Below are 17,119 nucleotides of genomic sequence, written 5' to 3'. Positions count from 1 at the left end.
CCTTGCTATGTCAACTATTTTTTGAGATTTTTAGTGGTTTTTCTCCTCTGAAACTCTAAACTCTAGTCTCATTAAAAATTCCCCTGGAACCAGCTTTTCATCCGTTCCCAGGTTGCCCGCAACGTACCCTTGTTCTCATGGGGCACATTGATTGAACTGTTTTGCTGCCCGAACAGCAGCAAACCCACGCCTGTCGCATGGATGGGGTTGCGTACCACATCCACCAGTCCGGCCACATACTGGGGAATGCCCAGCCGGACCGGCATGTGGAAGACCTCTTCGGCCAGGTCCACCAGCCCTTCCATTTTCGAACTGCCGCCGGTAAGTACGATGCCGCCAGCCACCAGATGCTCGAACCCTGAGCGGCGCAATTCTTCATGCACCAGCCCCAAAAGCTCTTCATAACGGGGCTCCACCACCTCGGCCAGCGTTTGCCTGGACATGCGACGCGGCGAACGGTCACCGATACTCGGCACTTCAATGGTTTCGTCTGCCGAAGGCAGCTTGCTCAAGGCACAGGCATACTTCAGCTTGATCTCTTCGGCGTGATGGGTAGGCGTGCGCAGGGCCACGGCGATATCATTGGTCACCTGGTCACCTGCGATGGGAATCACCGCCGTATGGCGGATGGAAACGCCTGTGAACACCGCAATATCCGTGGTGCCGCCACCTATATCCACCAGACACACACCCAGTTCCTTTTCTTCCTCATCCAGCACCGAGTGACTGGAAGCGATCTGCTCCAGAATCAGGTCCTGTACGTCCAGGCCACAGCGGCGCACGCATTTGATGATGTTCTGGGCCGCGCTGACAGCGCCCGTGACCATGTGTACCTGCGCTTCCAGGCGCACACCGCACATGCCCACGGGTTCATAGATACCTTCCTGATTGTCGATAATGAATTCCTGGGGAAGGATATGCAGGATGCGCTGGTCCGCCGGAATAGGCACTGCCCGGGCCGCATCGATGACGCGTTCCACATCACCGGCCGTGACCTCGCCGTCATTGATGCCCACGATACCGTGGGAATTGAGGCTGGAAACATGACTGCCTGCGATGCCGGCGTACACCGACTCGATTTCCACCCCGGACATGAGCTCCGCCTCTTCCACGGCGCGCTGAATGGACTGCACTGTGGATTCGATATTGACCACCACGCCCTTCTTCAGACCATGGGAGGGGTTGCTGCCAATACCGATAATCTCGATTTCATTGTCCGCAGTGACTTCACCGACGATGGCGACCACCTTGGACGTGCCGATATCCAGACCCACGATAATGTTCTTGCCCGACTTTCTCATCAGCCTTTTTCCTCTGACCGCCAGCTTACGGCGAAACCCTGCTCATAGCGCAAATCCACACGCCGGGGCTTCTTTTCAGACTGCTCCAGCGCAGAATAGACCCCCAGCAAACGCTGTATCCTTTTGTCCATCTGTTCCTTTCCCACCACGATATCCGTTCCATCTGTCAGTTTGAGGCGCCATTCCCCGCGCTTGTCCAGATCCACCTCACGAATGGACTTGCCAATCCCGCGGAACGCTCTCTGTTCCCTGACAAAAAAATCCAGCATCATGGGCGCCTTGTCTTCATCACCGTTGAATTGCAATGGCAAGGACTTGCTCACGCCCTTGCGCGGGTGGAACACCTCACCCCGGTCGTTGAGCAGTGCATCCTTCCCCCAACGGGCGATAGGCGTCTGTTCCACCACCTCAACCACCAGTCTGTCGGGCCAGACCCGGGTCACTTTGGCTTCGGCAACCCAGGCAGTACTCAGCGCAGCATCGCGCAGGCGGTTCAGATCGACGCTGAAAAAGCCGCCGTCAATCGCCTTGAGCAAGGCCTGCTGCAGACTCACCTTGTCCAGATTACGAAACTCGTTCTTGATCTGGATATTGCGTATGGGCAGGGTCTGAGGGTTCATCAGATACCCCGCCAGCGCATAGATACCCGCACTGCTCAACAATGCAAACCCCGTCAGCGCCCACAGGCGCCAGTGCCGGGAGAAGCTGCTTTTCCTGCCTTTCACTGTTTCTTCTCCAGTGTGGCGGAAAGGATGCGCCATACCAGCGCCGGAAAATCCATGCCAGCAGCAGCGGCGGCCATGGGCACCAGGCTGTGGCCCGTCATACCCGGCACGGTATTGACTTCCACCAGCCAGGGCTGTCCCTGATCATCCACCATGATATCCACCCGTCCCCAGCCGGAAGCGCCGACAGCGCGAAACGCCCGCAGCGCAAGTTCCTGCATGCCCGCCTCCGCTGCTTCGGACAATCCACTGGGAATGAAATAACCCGTTGTATCCACCTCATATTTCGCGGCATAGTCATAGATGTCATGGGGTGTTTCCAGCCGTATCACCGGCAGGGCCTCACCGTCCAGGACAGTCACCGTATACTCTTTGCCGTCGATCCAGCGCTCTGCCAGTACCTCCTGGTCAAACTGTCTCGCCATCACCCAGCCACGCTGCAGTGCCGTGGCATCCTCGACCTTGCTGATGCCGATACTGGATCCTTCATGCACCGGCTTGACCATAAGCGGAAAACCAAGCGCGCCGGCAGTGTCCAGATCCTCTTCACCACGGATGAGAATATATTCCGGTGTCGGCAGGCCCATGCCGGACCACAGCCGCTTGCTGCGGGCCTTGTCCATGGCCAACGCCGAGCCCAGCACACCGGTACCGGTATAGGGCAGCTCCAGAGTTTCCAGCACACCCTGAATGACGCCATCTTCACCGCCACGGCCGTGAAGCACGATGAAGGCCCGGTCGAAATTCCCGCTCTTGAGGACTTCACAGATGTCCCGACCCACGTCGATGGCGTGGGCGTCCACGCCCCGCTCCCGCAGCCCGGCCAATACGGCAGCTCCGCTGACCAGGGACACTTCCCGCTCCGCGGACCAACCGCCCATGAGCACCGCGACCCTGCTAAAATCCTGTGGACGTACGGTCATGCAGGCTCACCCACGATATGCACTTCGGTCTGGAGCTGTACACCCGATTTCTGCGCAACGATTTGCTGTACATGCAGGATCAGGGCTTCGATATCCGAGGCCGAAGCCGAACCGGCATTGATGATGAAATTGGCATGTTTTTCAGATACCCGGGCACCGCCCAGCTGAAAACCCTTGAGTCCCGCCGCCTCGATAAGGCGGGCAGCATGATCACCGGGAGGATTTCTGAACGTCGAACCGGCACTGGGTAGCCCCACGGGCTGCGTAGCATTGCGCTGCCTGAGCAGACGCTGCACTTCCCTGCGTTCAGCCTCCACGTCACCCGGTTCCAGCTGCAGTTCACAGCCCACAAACCATTCTTCCCGGGGAAGCGTAACCTCGCGGTAGGCCACTTTGTATTCCAGCGGGGTACGACGATGCACCACGCCCTGACGGTCGATGGTCTGCACGTTGATCACCCGCTGCCAGGTTTCCCCGCCAAAGGCGCCGGCATTCATGGCCAGGGCGCCCCCCATGGTTCCGGGAATACCGGAAAGGAAAGCGGCTCCGCACAATCCCGCCCGCGCCGCATGTCGGGCCACCAGTGCACTGGGCGCACCCGCGCCCACCCGCAACCGGTTGCCCTGGATGGATTCGATCTCGTCCAGACGCCCCTGGGTGGCGATCACCGTTCCCGGAAAGCCGCCATCACGCACCAGCAGGTTACTGCCCAATCCCAGCCATAAAATCTGCTCCGTAGCCGGCAGGGATTTCAGAAAGTCCGACAGGTCAGCCACATCCGATGGCTGGAAGTAGTAACGCGCCGGGCCACCCACCCGCCAGGTGGTGTGCTTTGCCATCATTTCATCAAAAAGCAACATCGTATGATGAGACGCTATTTCAACGCTGCTCCTCATGACGCTTCCTCCTTCTTTCCTCGACCACAGCCGTGTTGGCGGATTTCATCCGCCTGATAACGGTGTCGTCTTCCAAATTCATGTTTCCAAGCTGACGTGCCGCCAGCGATTCACCACATCCCATGTGCAAATACCTGATCATGCCCCGTTGTTTCATTTGCACCACTCCCCCGACAGCCTTGCTGCCATTTGACCAATATCACCGGCACCCATCATCAGCACGATGTCGCCGTTATGTATCACCCCTTTCAGTACATCCGGCAGATCATTGAGCTCACTCACAAACACCGGATCCGTCTGCCCCCGGGCGCGAATTGCCCGGCTCAGCGCCCGCCCGTCAGCATCAGCCAGGGGTTTTTCACCCGCCGGATAAATTTCGGTGAGCACCAGCAGATCGGCACCGGACAGCACCTCTACAAAATCCTCGAACGCATCCCGGGTGCGCGTATAGCGGTGGGGCTGGAAGACCAGCACCATGCGCCGCCCGGGCCAGCCTTCCCGCACCGCCTCGATGGTCGCCGCCACTTCGCGGGGATGGTGCCCGTAGTCATCCACCAGCATGAAAGAACCGCTGCCGAAATCACAGTGTTCATACACCTGGAAACGGCGGCCGATACCGGCAAAACCCGACAGCGCCCTGCGGATACTGCCGCTGTCCACACCCATTTCCAAGGCGACACCAATAGCCGCCAGGGCGTTGAGTACATTGTGCTTGCCTGGCAGATTGAGACTGACCTCGAAATCGGGGCGGCCTTTCATCTTCACTCTGAAATGACTGCTTTGGCCCTGGTAACAGATATCCAGCGCCCGCAGGTCGGCTTCTTCACGCGTGCCGTAAGTCAGCACCTGCCGGGTGACCCTGGGCAACAGCTTGCGTATCTCTTCGTCATCGATGCAGAGGATAGCCAGCCCATAAAATGGCAGGTGGTGCAGGAATTCCACGAAAGCATCCTGCAGCCGGCTGAACTCACCGCCATAGGTGCCCATGTGATCCCGGTCCACGTTGGTGACCACAGCCATCATGGGCAACAGATAGAGGAACGAGGCATCACTCTCGTCAGCTTCAGCCACGAGAATCTCCCCTGTACCCAGACGCGCATAGCTGCCGGCAGCATTGAGCTGCCCACCGATAACAAAAGTGGGATCCAGATCCACTTCGATGAGCAGGGTTGCCGCGAGACTGGTAGTCGTCGTCTTGCCATGGGTGCCGGCAATGGCTATGCCGTAACGGAAACGCATGATCTCTGCCAGCATCTCCGCACGGGGTACCACCGGAATTCGCGCCGCCCGGGCAGCCCTGACTTCGGGATTCTCTTCCGTCACCGCACTGGAGATGATGACCGCATCCACTCCCTGCACCTGCGCTTCGGCATGTCCCTTGTAGATCACGGCACCCTGTTCCTGCAGACGCCGGGTGGCGGCATTTTCGGCCAGATCCGAACCGCTGATCTCATATCCGAGATTGAGCATGACCTGTGCGATACCGTTCATGCCGGAGCCGCCAATACCGACAAAATGCAGACGGCGCATGCGGCCCATGGCCTCTGCGGCATGAACCCTGGGCGTTGCATTCATGTCCTGAATCTCACTCATGGTTTCACCTGTGCTTCACAGAGGTCAGCCACCGTGCGGGTGGCCTCCGGCATGGCCAGAGACCTGGCAGCCTTTGCCATGGCCAGCAGTTTCCTGCGGTCACCCAGCAAGGGCTGCAGGGTATGCACCAGCGCCTCCGGCGTCATTTCCGACTGAGGCATGAGCACCGCTGCACCGGCTTCCACCAGATAGCCGGCGTTGCGGGTCTGATGATCGTCCACAGCATAGGGATATGGCACCAGCAGGGAAGCGACACCAGCCGCCGCCAGTTCCGACACCGTCAGTGCGCCGGCGCGGCAGACGACCAGATCGGCCCAGGCATAGGCTGCGGCCATGTCGTCGATGAATTCGCTCACTTCCGCTTTCAGTTCCGGCGGATAATGCTTGGCGGCATCCCCGGCCTTGCCGCGTCCGGCCTGGTGCCGGATATCCAGGGGCAGACCCAGCTTCGCCAGGGCTGGCGGCAACTGTTCATTCAGTGCCAGGGCACCGAGAGAACCGCCGACAATCAGCACGCGGATGGCACCATCCCGATCACCCATGCGTTCTTCCGGTGCCGCAACAGCGGCTATCTCCTCACGTACCGGGTTGCCTGTCACCAAGGCGGCCACCGACTTTGGAAAACTGCGGGGAAAGGCCTCCAGCACCCGCGCGGCGATTTTGGCCAGCCAGCGGTTGGTCATACCGGGAATGGTGTTCTGCTCATGGATAACCAGGGGAATGCCCAGCAGCCTGCTTACCAGCCCACCGGGGCCGGTAACGAACCCGCCCATACCCAGAACCAGTTGCGGCCGGGTTCGCCGCAGTATCTTGCCGGCCTGCCCCATGGCCTTGAGCAGGCGGAACGGCGCCAGCAGCAGCCCAAGCAAGCCCTGGCCGCGCAAACGGTAGGCGGCAATGGTTTCCAGGGGAAAGCCGTAGTTTGGTACGGTACGGGATTCGAAGCTGTCCGGTGTTCCCATCCAGCTGACCTCCCAGCCACGCTGCCGCATCTCCTGCGCTACCACCAGCGCCGGGAAGACATGGCCGCCGGTGCCGCCTGCCATGATGGTCATGCGCGCCATGGTATCCCTCCCGGGCCGTCTTTTCCGGTCCGGTTCTCCCAATGGATACGCAGCAGCACGGCAATCGCCACGCAGCCGATGATCATGCTGTTGCTGCCATAACTGACGAAAGGCAGGGTCAGTCCCTTGGTGGGCAGCATGCCCACATTCACGCCCACATTGATAAAAGCCTGCAACCCCAGCCACAAGCCGATGCCATAGGCAACATAGGCAGCGAAGCGGCGCTGCATGGCTTCGGCCGCGGCACCAATACTGAAGGCCCGCCACACCACGATACTGAACAGGGCAATCACCGTAAGGGTACCCACGAGGCCGAATTCCTCACCAATCACGGCCATGATGAAATCCGTATGTGCCTCGGGAAGGTAAAACTGCTTCTGGATGCCGTTACCCAGGCCGACACCTGTCCATTCACCCCGACCGAAGGCAATCAGCGCCTGGGAAAGCTGGTAACCAGAGTCCAGAGGGTCTGCCCAGGGATTGAGAAAAGAGGTCACCCGTTCCAGACGGTAGGGCGATGTGATGACCAGAACCACGCCACCGAGCACGGCCAGCAGCAACAGCAGTCCAAACTGCCACAGGGGCGCACCACCGAGGAACAGCAGCCCCAGTGCCGTCGCCAGCAATACAACGGTGGTGCCAAAATCCGGTTGCGCCATCAGCAGCACGACTGCCAGGGACAACAGCAGCAAAGGCTTTATCACCCCCCACACCGTATGCGCCACCTCCACCTGCCGCCGCACGAGGTAGCCGGCCATGAAAAAGATCATGAACAGCTTCATGAATTCGGATGTCTGCAGGTTGAACGGCCCTATGGCGACCCAGCGGGTCGCACCGTTTACCGTCTTGCCCAAACCGGGGATCAGCACGATCACTAACAGCAATAGTCCCAGAAAATACAGCCAGGTGCTCCCCTTTTCCCACCAGTTGCTCGGAATCTGCAGGGTTATCAGTGCCGCAGCGGTACCCAGGCTCAGGGCAATCAGATGCTTGCTCAGATAGTGGAAGGGATTGCCACTGCCCGCCAGGTGCAAAGAAGCCGAACTCACCATGACAACGCCCAGACCAACGAGGGCCAGCACCGCAAGCAGCAGCACCCAATCCACCGATAGCGCCGATGCGGACAGGAGGGGGCGGGGACGGGCCACAGCACTCATGAGCAAAGCCTCCCCACAGCTTCCCGGAAAATTCTGCCGCGATGCTCGAATCCGTCGAACATATCGAAACTCGCACAGGCAGGGGACAGCAACACACGGTCTCCCGGGGCGGCCAGCCCTGCCGCAAGAGTTACCGCTTCATCCATATCGTCTGCTTCCACCGTCCTGACGGAAGCGTTCAGCAGGTCACCGATCTGGCGCCGGTCACGCCCTATCAGCACCACTGCACGGGCTGTCTGGCCGATCACCCGCGCCAGCTCGCCGAAATCCGCCTGTTTGCAGTCGCCTCCGGCAATAAGCACGGTGCGGCTGCCATCATCTGTGTGCAAACCCTGGAGCGCAGCGATGGTCGCACCGGGATTTGTACCCTTGGAATCGTTGTACCATTTCACACCGTCATGCTCACAGACAAACTCGGTGCGGTGAGCCAGCCCGGGGTAGGTACGCAGCACGTCCAGCATGGCTTCCACAGGCAGTTCCAGGGCCGTTCCCATGGCAAGGGCCGCCAGCGCATTGGCGATATTGTGCTGCCCCGGCATCAGCAAATCCTTCGTCCGCAGCAGCTTCCGGCCACACTGACTCAACCAGGCTTCATCACCGCAATTCATCACACCGAAACAATCTTCTCCCTCCGGTTCACTCAGGGTAAAGAACAGGGCCTGATCCGTACGTGGCATGGCCATGACCCGCTGATCGTCCCTGTTGTATACGCCGACCCGTGCATGGCGGTAAACGCGGGCTTTGGTGTCTGCGTAATCACTCAGGCCCGCATACCTGTCCATGTGATCGGCAGAAACATTCAGCACCACGGCCACATCGGGCACCAGACTGTAAGTGGTTTCCAGCTGAAAGCTGGACAGTTCCAGCACATAGAGTTCATGGGGCTTTTCCAGCAGTTCAAGCACCGGTTCACCCAGGTTGCCCCCGGCGACCGCATCCTTGCCTGCAGCATTGGCCATCAGCCCCAGCAGAGTGGTTACGGTGCTTTTCCCATTGGAGCCGGTGATTGCCGCCAGCCTTCCCTGCACATCCCGTGCAAAAAGCTCCACGTCACCCACCACCGTCACCCCGGCATCCATGGCCTTGCGAATGGCAGGTGTCTCCAGGGACACTCCCGGGCTGACGACCAGCAGATCCGTCTGACGAAAGAGCGCCTCATCGAATCCACCCAGAAACAGCCCGACATCGGGCAGCTCTTCCTTCAGCGCTTCCAGCCCAGGAGGCTGCTCACGGCTGTCGGCCACGGCCAGCTGCGGCACGCCCCGGGCATGGAGATAGCGGGCGCACGAAAGTCCGGTGACACCCAGGCCCACGATCAGCACCCGCTGCGGCAGTTCATCCCTGTTCAATGCTGTCGCCATATTCCTCATCAGCGGATCTTCAGGCTTGCCAGGCCAACCAGTACCAAGATGACCGTCACGATCCAGAAACGCACGATCACCCGGGGTTCCGGCCAGCCCTTGAGTTCAAAATGATGGTGCAGCGGCGCCATACGGAAGATGCGTCTCCCTGTCAGTTTGTAGGAAGCCACCTGCAGGATCACCGACACGGTTTCCATCACGAACACACCGCCCATGATGAACAGCACCAACTCCTGACGCACCGCCACGGCAACCACGCCGAGGGCAGCTCCCAGGGCCAGCGCCCCCACATCGCCCATGAAAACCTGGGCCGGATAGGCGTTGAACCACAAAAAGCCCAGCCCGGCACCAACCAGGGCACCGCAGAAAATCGCCAGTTCACCCACACCGGGGATATAGGGAATCAAAAGGTATTTGGACAGGTACAGATGGCCTGACACATAGGCGAAAACACCCAGCGCCCCGGCCACCAGCACCGTGGGCAGTATTGCCAGCCCATCCAGGCCATCGGTGAGATTGACCGCATTGGAAGCACCTACAATGACCAGATAGGCCAGCAGCACGAAGGCCGGGCCCAGGTCCAGCACCACGTTCTTGAAGAAAGGCACGATCAGCTGGGTTTCCGCCGGCACCGTGGCAGTGACATACAGTGCGAAGGCGGCGCCGAAGCCGAAAACCGACTGCCCCAGGTATTTCCAGCGCGCCGGCAAACCCTTCGAATCCTTGAGCACCAGCTTCCGGTAATCGTCAATAAGCCCCACGATACCGAAAGCCAGCGTGGTGAGCAACACGATCCACACGTAGCGGTTGCCCAGGTCGGCCCACAGCAAGACGGCGATAGACACCGCCACCAGGTTCAGCGCGCCACCCATGGTAGGCGTTCCCGCTTTGGAAAAATGGCTTTCCGGTCCGTCATCCCGCACGGTCTGGCCAATCTTGTACTGGCTCAGGCGGCGAATCATCACCGGACCGACAACGAAGGAAATTACCAGGGCAGTGAGCACCCCGAGGATCGCACGCAGGGTGATGTAATGAAAAACATTGAACGCCGGATCGAACTGCGCCAGGTAATCGGTAAGCCAGATCAGCATAAGGGCATCTCCGCGCAAAGCGCTTCTACAGTTCTATCCATTGCTGCGGCCCGTGAGCCTTTGATCAGCACGACATCACCGGATCGCAGATCCTCCAGCAGACATTCGATGAGCAAATCCTGATCTGCAAAATGTCGCGCGCCCGCACCAAAAGCCTCGCTGGTCTTCTCGCTCAGGGAACCGCAGGTAAACAGCAGGTCGATATTGCTTCCCGCCGCCATCTCGCCCAGTTCTGCATGCAGCCTGGCCGCATCCTCACCCAGTTCACCCAAATCACCCAGCACCAGCACCCTGCGTCCCGGCGCCTGCCTGAGGACGTCCATGGCCATGGTGACGGAATCAGGATTGGCGTTGTAGCTGTCGTCGATGATCCAGTCCGCTTTCTGTCCGGTCAGCAGACAAAGACGCCCGGACACCGGCTGTAGGGATGCCAGGCCCTGCTCAATGTCTTCTTTTCCTGCACCCAGCACCTGCGCCGCCGCAATGGCCGCCAGCGCATTCATTCGGTTGTGCTCACCCGCCAGGCGCATGTGAATCTGCAGATCACCAGACGGTGTCTGCACTGTAAACGCCGTGTGGAAACCCTGCTCGTCCCATACCAGGTCCGGCGATGCTTCGGGACTGCGGATATCGGCATCTGCAGAAACACCAAATCCCAGACTGCGATGAGAAGCCGCCAGCTGGCGCCACAGATCCGCATGGGTGTCATCCGTATTGAAAACGAATACGCCTTCATCAGACAGCCCTTCGAGAATCTCTGCCTTGGCCAGGGCAACGCCGCGCAGATCCCCAAACCCTTCCAGATGTGCGCGCCCCGCGTTGTTGAGGACGGCCACGTCAGGTCGCGCGATTCGGCTGAGATAACCGATTTCGCCAGGATGATTGGCCCCCATTTCCACGACGGCAAAATCCTCGTCCTGCAGACGGCACAGGGTCAGGGGCAATCCGATGTCGTTGTTGAAATTGCCCCGGGTAGCCAGCGTCTTGCCCCGGCAGGAAAGGATAGCAGCGAGCATCTCCTTCACCGTGGTCTTGCCGTTGCTGCCCGTCACGCCTACAACACGCGCCTGCGAGCGCCGGCGCCAGGCCGCGGCCATCTGCCCCAACCCGATGCGCGTATCCGCCACCTGCAGCAGGGGCAGATCCACATCACAGTGCCTGCTGATCATGGCAGCGGCTGCACCCTGTCTTGCTGCAGCCTCCAGAAAATCATGGCCATCGAAGCGCGGCCCGCTGAGTGCAACGTACAGATCACCTTCACCAAGACTGCGTGTGTCCGTGCTCACGGAGCTGATCTGCACGTCCTGCCCCGCCAGTTCACCATGCAATTTGGCGGCGAGCTCAGACAGCTGAAAGGCGATCATGCACCACCTCCCAGACTGTGACGCACCTGCCCGATATCACTGAAGGGCAGACGCTGATCGCCAACCTGCTGCCAGGTTTCATGCCCCTTGCCGGCCACCAGAACAATATCACCGGGGCGGGCCTGGGCAATGGCAGTATCAATGGCTTTCGCACGGTCGGGAATGACCAGCGCCTGGCGCGGCTGATCCATACCTTCCAGAATATCTGCGATGATGCCTGCGGACGATTCGTTCCTGGGATTGTCGTCCGTGACGATCACCACGTCAGCCAGTGCTTCTGCCAGGGTGCCCATCTGGCTGCGCTTGCCCCTGTCCCTGTCGCCACCGCAGCCGAACACGCAAAAGATGCGCCCGGTACCGTGTGCCCTCAGGCTGGTGAGAGTTTTCGCCAGGGCATCCGGTGTGTGCGCATAGTCGACCACCACCAGCGGCTGATCGCCACCACCAGATTTCTGCATGCGTCCGGGTACGGTTTGCACCTTTTCCAGGCGGGCGATGGCCTCATCCATGGGCACACCCCAGCCCAGTTGCACCGCCAGCACCAACGCCAAGTTGTCCGCATTGAAATCGCCGAGCAGGCGGCTGTTGATTTCTCCTTTTCCCCAGGACGAGGAAAACTCCAGATGCAGCCCTTCCGGCCGCTGCTCCAGCATTTCGATGCAGACGAACTCGTCCGCTCCCAGGGTTGCACCTCCCCGGTGACAGGCGATGGTGGCTACCCCGCCCCGCAGCTGCCGCAGGAGTTCGGCACCGGCCTCATCGACCGTGTTGATCACTGCCATTTGCAGCGAGTCAGCTTCGAACAGGCGGCGCTTTGCGGCCGCATAGGCTTGCATTGAACCATGGTAATCCAGATGGTCCCTGCTCAGATTCGTGAACACGGCAGTGTGGAAAGGCACCGCCGCCAGCCGGTACTGGTGCAGCGCATGAGATGACACCTCCATGGCCACCGCCCTTGCACCCGCCGCCTTCAGGCCGGCAAGCAGACGCTGGGCCTCCACCGCATCGGGCGTTGTATGCGTTGCCGGCTGCAGGTCACCCGGAAAACCGTTGCCCGTCGTGCCGGTTACCGCACAGCACCATTCTTCCGGCAACGACTGCGCCAGGAACAGGCTCACACTGGTTTTTCCGTTGGTACCCGTGATACCTGCCATGCGCATGTCCTGCGCGGGATGGCCATAAAATCTCGCGGCAATCTCACTGAGCACCGGGCGCAGGCCGTCCATCACCACGATGGGCACGTTATGCTTCAGCCGGCAGATGCGCTCCTGAGGCCATCCTGAAGAAGCCTCCGCCAACACCAGTGAAGCCCCCTGATCCAGCGCCTGCTGCAGGTGCTCCAGACCATGCCCCTGACTGCCGGCAACCGCCAGAAACAGATGGTCCTTTGCGATCCCGCGGCTGTCCATGCTCAGGCCAGCCACCGGTACCTGTTTCCACGCACCGCCGGGCAATCCGAGAAAGGAAAGCAGGTCACCGGCCAGCCAGCCGGTATCTTGCTGTTGAGCGCCGGCCATCACGGCTGCCCTCCCGTATGCGCGAGACGCACAGTCCGGTCATGAGCCAGTGCATCCGGCGCCACATTCAGCAATCTCAATGCATCATCCATGACTGCAGAGAACACCGGCGCCGCCACCAGCCCGCCATAGTACTGCTTACCCCTGGGCTCATTGATCATCACGGCAACCACCAGCCGCGGATTGCTCGCCGGCGCCATGCCGACGAACAGGGAAAGGTATTTGCGCTGAGTATATCCCCCCTTGCCGGCCTTCTTGACTGTACCCGTCTTGCCCGCTACCCGGTAACCTGCCACTGCAGCCCGGGTGGCTGTACCACCCGGCGCAACGACCGATTCCATCATGTGACGCACTTCCATTGCGGTCTTGCGGCTCAGCACCCGTGTGCCCTGGGGAACTTCATCGCGGCGCAACAGGCTGACAGGACGGCGTATGCCATCAGCCGCGATGACCGCATAAGCCTGGGCCAGTTGCAGCACCGATACGGAAATACCATAACCGTAGGAAAGGGTAGCCTGGTCGATCCGCGCCCAGTTGGCCGCAGGGCGTAATTGTCCGCTGGCCTCTCCCGGGTAGCCAGAACCGGTGCTCTTGCCCAGCCCCATGGCCACCAGATATTCCCGGAATTTTTCCCTGGGCAGGGACAGGGCGATCTTGCCCGCCCCGACATTACTGGACTTCTTGATAATGGTTTCGATATCCACCACACCCAGATTTTCATGATCGCGGACCCTGAAGCGACCGAGCTTGAAGAAACCGGGATTGGTGTCGATACGCGTATCCGCTTTGATCACTCCCAGGTCCAGCCCCGCCGCCACCGTCAGGGGTTTCATGGTGGAACCCGGTTCGAACACATCGGTAACCGCGCGATTGCGCAAGCGTCCGCCCCGCGTGCTGCGACTGCTGTTGGGATTGAAACCCGGCTGGTTGACCATGGCCAGCACTTCTCCCGTCCTCACGTCCAGCATCACCACCGAACCCGAGATGGCGTTGTGCTTCTTGATGGCCGCCTTGAGTTCACGGTACGCGATATACTGCAGACGCTGATCAAGACTCAGCGCAAGATTCTTGCCCGGCTGCGGCATGCGCAGGCTCTCGACATCCGCCACTACCTGGCGGCGTCCGTCGCGCAACACCCTTTTCAGGCCGGGCTTGCCGGCCAGCTGTTCGTTGAAAGCAAATTCCAGGCCTTCCTGCCCCACATCATCGAGATTGGTAAAACCGATGACGTGTGCAAAGATCTCACCATCCGGATAGTAACGCCGGTATTCCCGGCTCGTCTGCAACCCGAGGATATGATGCTTCTTGGCTACTGCCATTACCGCCTGGGCCTCTTCGGGAGGCAGGCGGCGCTTCAGATAAACGAAATGCTTGTGGCTGTACCTCGCCAGACGCCGGCGCAGATCATCCAGACCGATATCCAGCGCCTTGGCCAAGGGCTGCAGGGTGTCCGCATCGGGGCGCAGCAGGCGGGGGTTGGCCGCAATGGAATCCACCGGTGTGCTCATGGCCAGCACCACACCGTTGCGATCCGTAATCGCACCACGATGGGCAGGCACCGCCACCCGATCCAGATAGCGGTGATCACCTTCAGACTGCAGGAAATCCCGCTCGAATACCTGCTGATCCACCGCCCGCCAGATCAGGCCGCTCACCGCGATCATGAGAATCGTGAGCACGACACGACGCCGGCCCACATAGGCCTTGGGCAGCGCTTCCGCCCGCTTGTGCATCTTTGCCCGCTTTTCCCGTCTAGCTGCCATGATGTCCTTTGATAATGATGACTTCGTCTGCCCTGGGCATACGCATTTTCAGTTTCTTTCTCGCACTGGCCTCGATATGCGCCGGGGTTCCCCATGTACCATGCTCGATGAGCAGGCGCTCCCATTCGATAGCCACTTCATCCACCTGTGCATCCAGCGCCTTGAGCTCGCCAAACAGCACCCGTGAGCGGTACTTGGCATGCACGACTGCAATGGCAGAACCGAGGACCACGACCGCCAGCACCATCAACATCCACAACTGAGAACGTTTCATGCCCGCTTTTCAGCGATACGCATGATGGCGCTGCGTGCCCTGGGGTTCTCCTGCAACTCGCCTCTTCCTGCCCGTACCGGCTTGCCAATGCATTTCAGGATGCCTTCCTTGAGATCACTGTCCCTCACCGGCAAGCCCTTCGGCATCACGTCTCCCCGGGATTTGTCCCGCATGAAACGCTTCACGATACGGTCTTCGAGAGAATGGAAACTGATAACCACCAGCCTGCCACCGGGAGCCAGCACATCGACCGCCTGCTCCAGGCCTTCCTTCAAATCATCCAGTTCACTGTTTATATGGATGCGAATCGCCTGAAAGCTGCGCGTCGCCGGATGCTTGTGCCGCTCTTTGACCGGACTGGCCCCGAAGATCAGCGCAGCCAGCTGCGACGTGGTGTTCAGCGGTTCGAGCTCGCGCTGCTCAACCACAGCACGGGCGATACGCCGTGAAAAACGCTCTTCCCCGTATTCCCACAGCACCCGGGCAATTTCCGCCTCGTCTGCGGTTGCCAGCCATTGGGCCGCGCTCATCCCGCTACTTCTGTCCATGCGCATGTCCAGAGGACCGTCCTGCTGGAAGCTGAAGCCACGCCCGGCGTCATCCAGTTGCGGTGATGACACGCCAAGATCCAGCAATACGGCATTCACCTGCCCAAACATGCCCTGCTGTTCCACGATTTCCCGCAAACGGGAAAAACTGCAGTGATGCAGATGCAAGCGCTGTTCACCGGGAAATTCCTGCTTACCATGGGTTATGGCTTTCTCGTCCTTGTCCAGTGCGATGAGACAGCCGTTTTCACCCAGGCAATCAAGAATCGCAGCACTGTGCCCACCTCTTCCAAAGGTGCCATCCACGCAACAACTGTCCTGCTGGATATTCATTGCCTCGATTGCTTCCTCAAACAAAACCGGCTTGTGCAACGCCGAAGTAGTCACCTACAACGCCAGATTCGCCAGTTCTTCCGACATCTCGGATTCCGGCTGGTCGATATCGTCCAGCCACTCTTCCCTGTTGTTGAACCACGCTTTTTCATTCCATATCTCGAATTTACGACCCTGCCCCACCAGGGCCACCTGTTTATCCATGCTTGCATATTCACGCAGACTGCTGCTCAGCAGGATTCGCCCCTGGCCGTCGAGCTCCAGTTCGGAGGCATGCCCCAACAACAGGCGCTGCAGGTTCTTGTTCTGTTTCTTCAATGCGGGCAGGCGCATGACCTTCTGCGCAACTTCCTGCCACTCACTTTCAGGGTAGAGCCACAGACAGCGCTCATAGGGATTGATGGTCACCACCACACCTGAACCATCGGACGCACCCAGCTCTTTCCGATACTTGACCGGAATGGCCAGACGCCCTTTTGCATCCAGATTTAAAGTGTTGACCCCAAGAAACACAATTACCCCTTTTTCCCCACAATTCCCCACATTGCATTGAATAATAGGCCTAACTCCCCACCCGGTCAAGAAAGAAAGCAGAAAAAAGTCTTTAATCTCAATAGCTTACGAAAGGAGGGCGGAACATGAAAAAAATTGCACAAACAAGGAACTGCGCGATGCACTTAAAGTGATTTATCAGGAGTGCGACGTAAAAGAATCGCGAAAAATGAGAAGTGGAGAGGGGAAGACGGTCTGTAAGCCGGGTTCTGTCGGCAGCTGACCTGCCGTGATAGTCATTCATCTGGGTCGCCCGTCACCGGACGCCTCAAGCAACCTACCCGGAAGCCTCTGCGGGCCGCAGCATATGCTTCCCTATTTGGTCTTGCTCCAGCCGGGGTTTACCCTGCCACTGCCGTTACCGGCAGCGCGGTGCGCTCTTACCGCACCATTTCACCCTTACCTAATATAGGCGGTATATTTTCTGTGGCACTTTCCGTAGGCTTACGCCTCCCAGGCGTTACCTGGCGACTTGCCCTGTGGAGCCCGGACTTTCCTCCATCGAAAAATCGACAGCGACTATCCGACCGTCTTCCCTGAATTAACATAAGGGGAGCACCGGTTTTTTGCAAGCATCCTGCCGACAGTTTTCCTGTCATCCTTGCGTGATGGCAGTCACAGGAAGCCCTGCTCAGGCAAGAGACTTGTTCCTTAAGG

16 protein-coding genes and 1 other RNA gene are annotated in these 17,119 nt (G+C 59.5%); all 17 read right to left on the bottom strand.

The window, feature by feature from the left end; translation table 11 throughout:
* Window positions 1-71: 71 nt before the first annotated feature.
* Complete coding sequence (gene ftsA, locus ACOCD2_RS03165; protein ID WP_305800151.1) at window positions 72-1,301, bottom strand: cell division protein FtsA; 1,230 nt, start codon at window positions 1,299-1,301, stop codon at window positions 72-74.
* Window positions 1,301-2,026 carry a cell division protein FtsQ/DivIB gene (locus tag ACOCD2_RS03160; RefSeq protein ID WP_293644793.1) on the bottom strand — a complete coding sequence of 242 codons (726 nt, stop codon included), beginning with the start codon at window positions 2,024-2,026 and terminating at the stop codon, window positions 1,301-1,303. The genes ftsA and ACOCD2_RS03160 overlap by 1 nt, the downstream gene beginning before the upstream one ends.
* A complete protein-coding gene (locus tag ACOCD2_RS03155) occupies window positions 2,023-2,949 on the bottom strand; it encodes a D-alanine--D-alanine ligase (RefSeq protein WP_293644791.1) in 927 nt (308 codons plus the stop codon). Before ACOCD2_RS03155 ends, ACOCD2_RS03160 begins: the two co-directional genes overlap by 4 nt.
* Entirely contained in the window at window positions 2,946-3,845 is a 900-nt protein-coding gene (murB, locus tag ACOCD2_RS03150) for a UDP-N-acetylmuramate dehydrogenase (RefSeq protein ID WP_293644789.1), read from the bottom strand. The genes ACOCD2_RS03155 and murB overlap by 4 nt, the downstream gene beginning before the upstream one ends.
* Complete coding sequence (locus tag ACOCD2_RS03145) at window positions 3,829-4,002, bottom strand: hypothetical protein (RefSeq protein ID WP_293644788.1); 174 nt, start codon at window positions 4,000-4,002, stop codon at window positions 3,829-3,831. The genes murB and ACOCD2_RS03145 overlap by 17 nt, the downstream gene beginning before the upstream one ends.
* Window positions 3,999-5,438, bottom strand: coding sequence for a UDP-N-acetylmuramate--L-alanine ligase (gene murC, locus ACOCD2_RS03140; RefSeq protein WP_305800150.1), 1,440 nt, complete (start codon window positions 5,436-5,438; stop codon window positions 3,999-4,001). Before murC ends, ACOCD2_RS03145 begins: the two co-directional genes overlap by 4 nt.
* Complete coding sequence (murG, locus tag ACOCD2_RS03135) at window positions 5,435-6,502, bottom strand: undecaprenyldiphospho-muramoylpentapeptide beta-N-acetylglucosaminyltransferase (RefSeq protein ID WP_293644786.1); 1,068 nt, start codon at window positions 6,500-6,502, stop codon at window positions 5,435-5,437. The genes murC and murG overlap by 4 nt, the downstream gene beginning before the upstream one ends.
* The gene (gene ftsW / locus ACOCD2_RS03130) at window positions 6,490-7,659 is read right to left on the bottom strand and encodes a putative lipid II flippase FtsW (RefSeq protein WP_293644784.1); all 1,170 of its coding nucleotides are present in this window, start codon (window positions 7,657-7,659) and stop codon (window positions 6,490-6,492) included. The genes murG and ftsW overlap by 13 nt, the downstream gene beginning before the upstream one ends.
* The gene (gene murD, locus ACOCD2_RS03125) at window positions 7,656-9,029 is read right to left on the bottom strand and encodes a UDP-N-acetylmuramoyl-L-alanine--D-glutamate ligase (RefSeq protein ID WP_293644782.1); all 1,374 of its coding nucleotides are present in this window, start codon (window positions 9,027-9,029) and stop codon (window positions 7,656-7,658) included. The genes ftsW and murD overlap by 4 nt, the downstream gene beginning before the upstream one ends.
* Window positions 9,029-10,111, bottom strand: coding sequence for a phospho-N-acetylmuramoyl-pentapeptide-transferase (mraY, locus tag ACOCD2_RS03120; protein WP_293644780.1), 1,083 nt, complete (start codon window positions 10,109-10,111; stop codon window positions 9,029-9,031). The genes murD and mraY overlap by 1 nt, the downstream gene beginning before the upstream one ends.
* Window positions 10,105-11,475, bottom strand: a complete 1,371-nt coding sequence (locus ACOCD2_RS03115; protein WP_293644778.1) for a UDP-N-acetylmuramoyl-tripeptide--D-alanyl-D-alanine ligase — start codon at window positions 11,473-11,475, stop codon at window positions 10,105-10,107. Before ACOCD2_RS03115 ends, mraY begins: the two co-directional genes overlap by 7 nt.
* Window positions 11,472-12,992, bottom strand: a complete 1,521-nt coding sequence (locus ACOCD2_RS03110; protein ID WP_293644795.1) for a UDP-N-acetylmuramoyl-L-alanyl-D-glutamate--2,6-diaminopimelate ligase — start codon at window positions 12,990-12,992, stop codon at window positions 11,472-11,474. The genes ACOCD2_RS03115 and ACOCD2_RS03110 overlap by 4 nt, the downstream gene beginning before the upstream one ends.
* A complete protein-coding gene (locus ACOCD2_RS03105; protein ID WP_293644776.1) occupies window positions 12,992-14,755 on the bottom strand; it encodes a peptidoglycan D,D-transpeptidase FtsI family protein in 1,764 nt (587 codons plus the stop codon). Before ACOCD2_RS03105 ends, ACOCD2_RS03110 begins: the two co-directional genes overlap by 1 nt.
* Window positions 14,745-15,029 (bottom strand): cell division protein FtsL, encoded by a 285-nt coding sequence (gene ftsL, locus ACOCD2_RS03100; RefSeq protein WP_293644774.1) that lies wholly within the window; start codon window positions 15,027-15,029, stop codon window positions 14,745-14,747. Before ftsL ends, ACOCD2_RS03105 begins: the two co-directional genes overlap by 11 nt.
* A complete protein-coding gene (gene rsmH, locus ACOCD2_RS03095) occupies window positions 15,026-15,964 on the bottom strand; it encodes a 16S rRNA (cytosine(1402)-N(4))-methyltransferase RsmH (RefSeq protein ID WP_293644772.1) in 939 nt (312 codons plus the stop codon). The genes ftsL and rsmH overlap by 4 nt, the downstream gene beginning before the upstream one ends.
* Window positions 15,965-16,423: a division/cell wall cluster transcriptional repressor MraZ gene (gene mraZ, locus ACOCD2_RS03090; protein ID WP_293644770.1), complete on the bottom strand. Its 459-nt coding sequence runs from the start codon at window positions 16,421-16,423 to the stop codon at window positions 15,965-15,967.
* A 221-nt stretch (window positions 16,424-16,644) separates the two neighbouring features.
* An RNA gene (gene rnpB / locus ACOCD2_RS03085) (RNase P RNA component class A) lies at window positions 16,645-16,997 on the bottom strand.
* Window positions 16,998-17,119: the final 122 nt, after the last annotated feature.

It is taken from the genome of Thiolapillus sp., from assembly GCF_048562965.1.
In the GTDB taxonomy this organism is placed as follows: domain Bacteria; phylum Pseudomonadota; class Gammaproteobacteria; order Chromatiales; family Chromatiaceae; genus Thiolapillus; species Thiolapillus brandeum_A.
Note: the sequence above shows the minus strand (reverse complement) of the source record. Positions and strands in the feature narration are given on the sequence as shown.

Bases quoted from the DNA above. Each gene is read 5' to 3' on its own strand.
- ftsA (WP_305800151.1), bottom strand. From the start codon at position 1,301: ATGAGAAAGTCGGGCAAGAACATTATCGTGGGTCTGGATATCGGCACG.
- ACOCD2_RS03155 (WP_293644791.1), bottom strand. From the start codon at position 2,949: ATGACCGTACGTCCACAGGATTTTAGCAGGGTCGCGGTGCTCATGGGC.
- murB (WP_293644789.1), bottom strand. From the start codon at position 3,845: ATGAGGAGCAGCGTTGAAATAGCGTCTCATCATACGATGTTGCTTTTT.
- ACOCD2_RS03145 (WP_293644788.1), bottom strand. From the start codon at position 4,002: ATGAAACAACGGGGCATGATCAGGTATTTGCACATGGGATGTGGTGAA.
- murC (WP_305800150.1), bottom strand. From the start codon at position 5,438: ATGAGTGAGATTCAGGACATGAATGCAACGCCCAGGGTTCATGCCGCA.
- murG (WP_293644786.1), bottom strand. From the start codon at position 6,502: ATGGCGCGCATGACCATCATGGCAGGCGGCACCGGCGGCCATGTCTTC.
- ftsW (WP_293644784.1), bottom strand. From the start codon at position 7,659: ATGAGTGCTGTGGCCCGTCCCCGCCCCCTCCTGTCCGCATCGGCGCTA.
- murD (WP_293644782.1), bottom strand. From the start codon at position 9,029: ATGAGGAATATGGCGACAGCATTGAACAGGGATGAACTGCCGCAGCGG.
- mraY (WP_293644780.1), bottom strand. From the start codon at position 10,111: ATGCTGATCTGGCTTACCGATTACCTGGCGCAGTTCGATCCGGCGTTC.
- ACOCD2_RS03115 (WP_293644778.1), bottom strand. From the start codon at position 11,475: ATGATCGCCTTTCAGCTGTCTGAGCTCGCCGCCAAATTGCATGGTGAA.
- ACOCD2_RS03110 (WP_293644795.1), bottom strand. From the start codon at position 12,992: ATGGCCGGCGCTCAACAGCAAGATACCGGCTGGCTGGCCGGTGACCTG.
- ACOCD2_RS03105 (WP_293644776.1), bottom strand. From the start codon at position 14,755: ATGGCAGCTAGACGGGAAAAGCGGGCAAAGATGCACAAGCGGGCGGAA.
- ftsL (WP_293644774.1), bottom strand. From the start codon at position 15,029: ATGAAACGTTCTCAGTTGTGGATGTTGATGGTGCTGGCGGTCGTGGTC.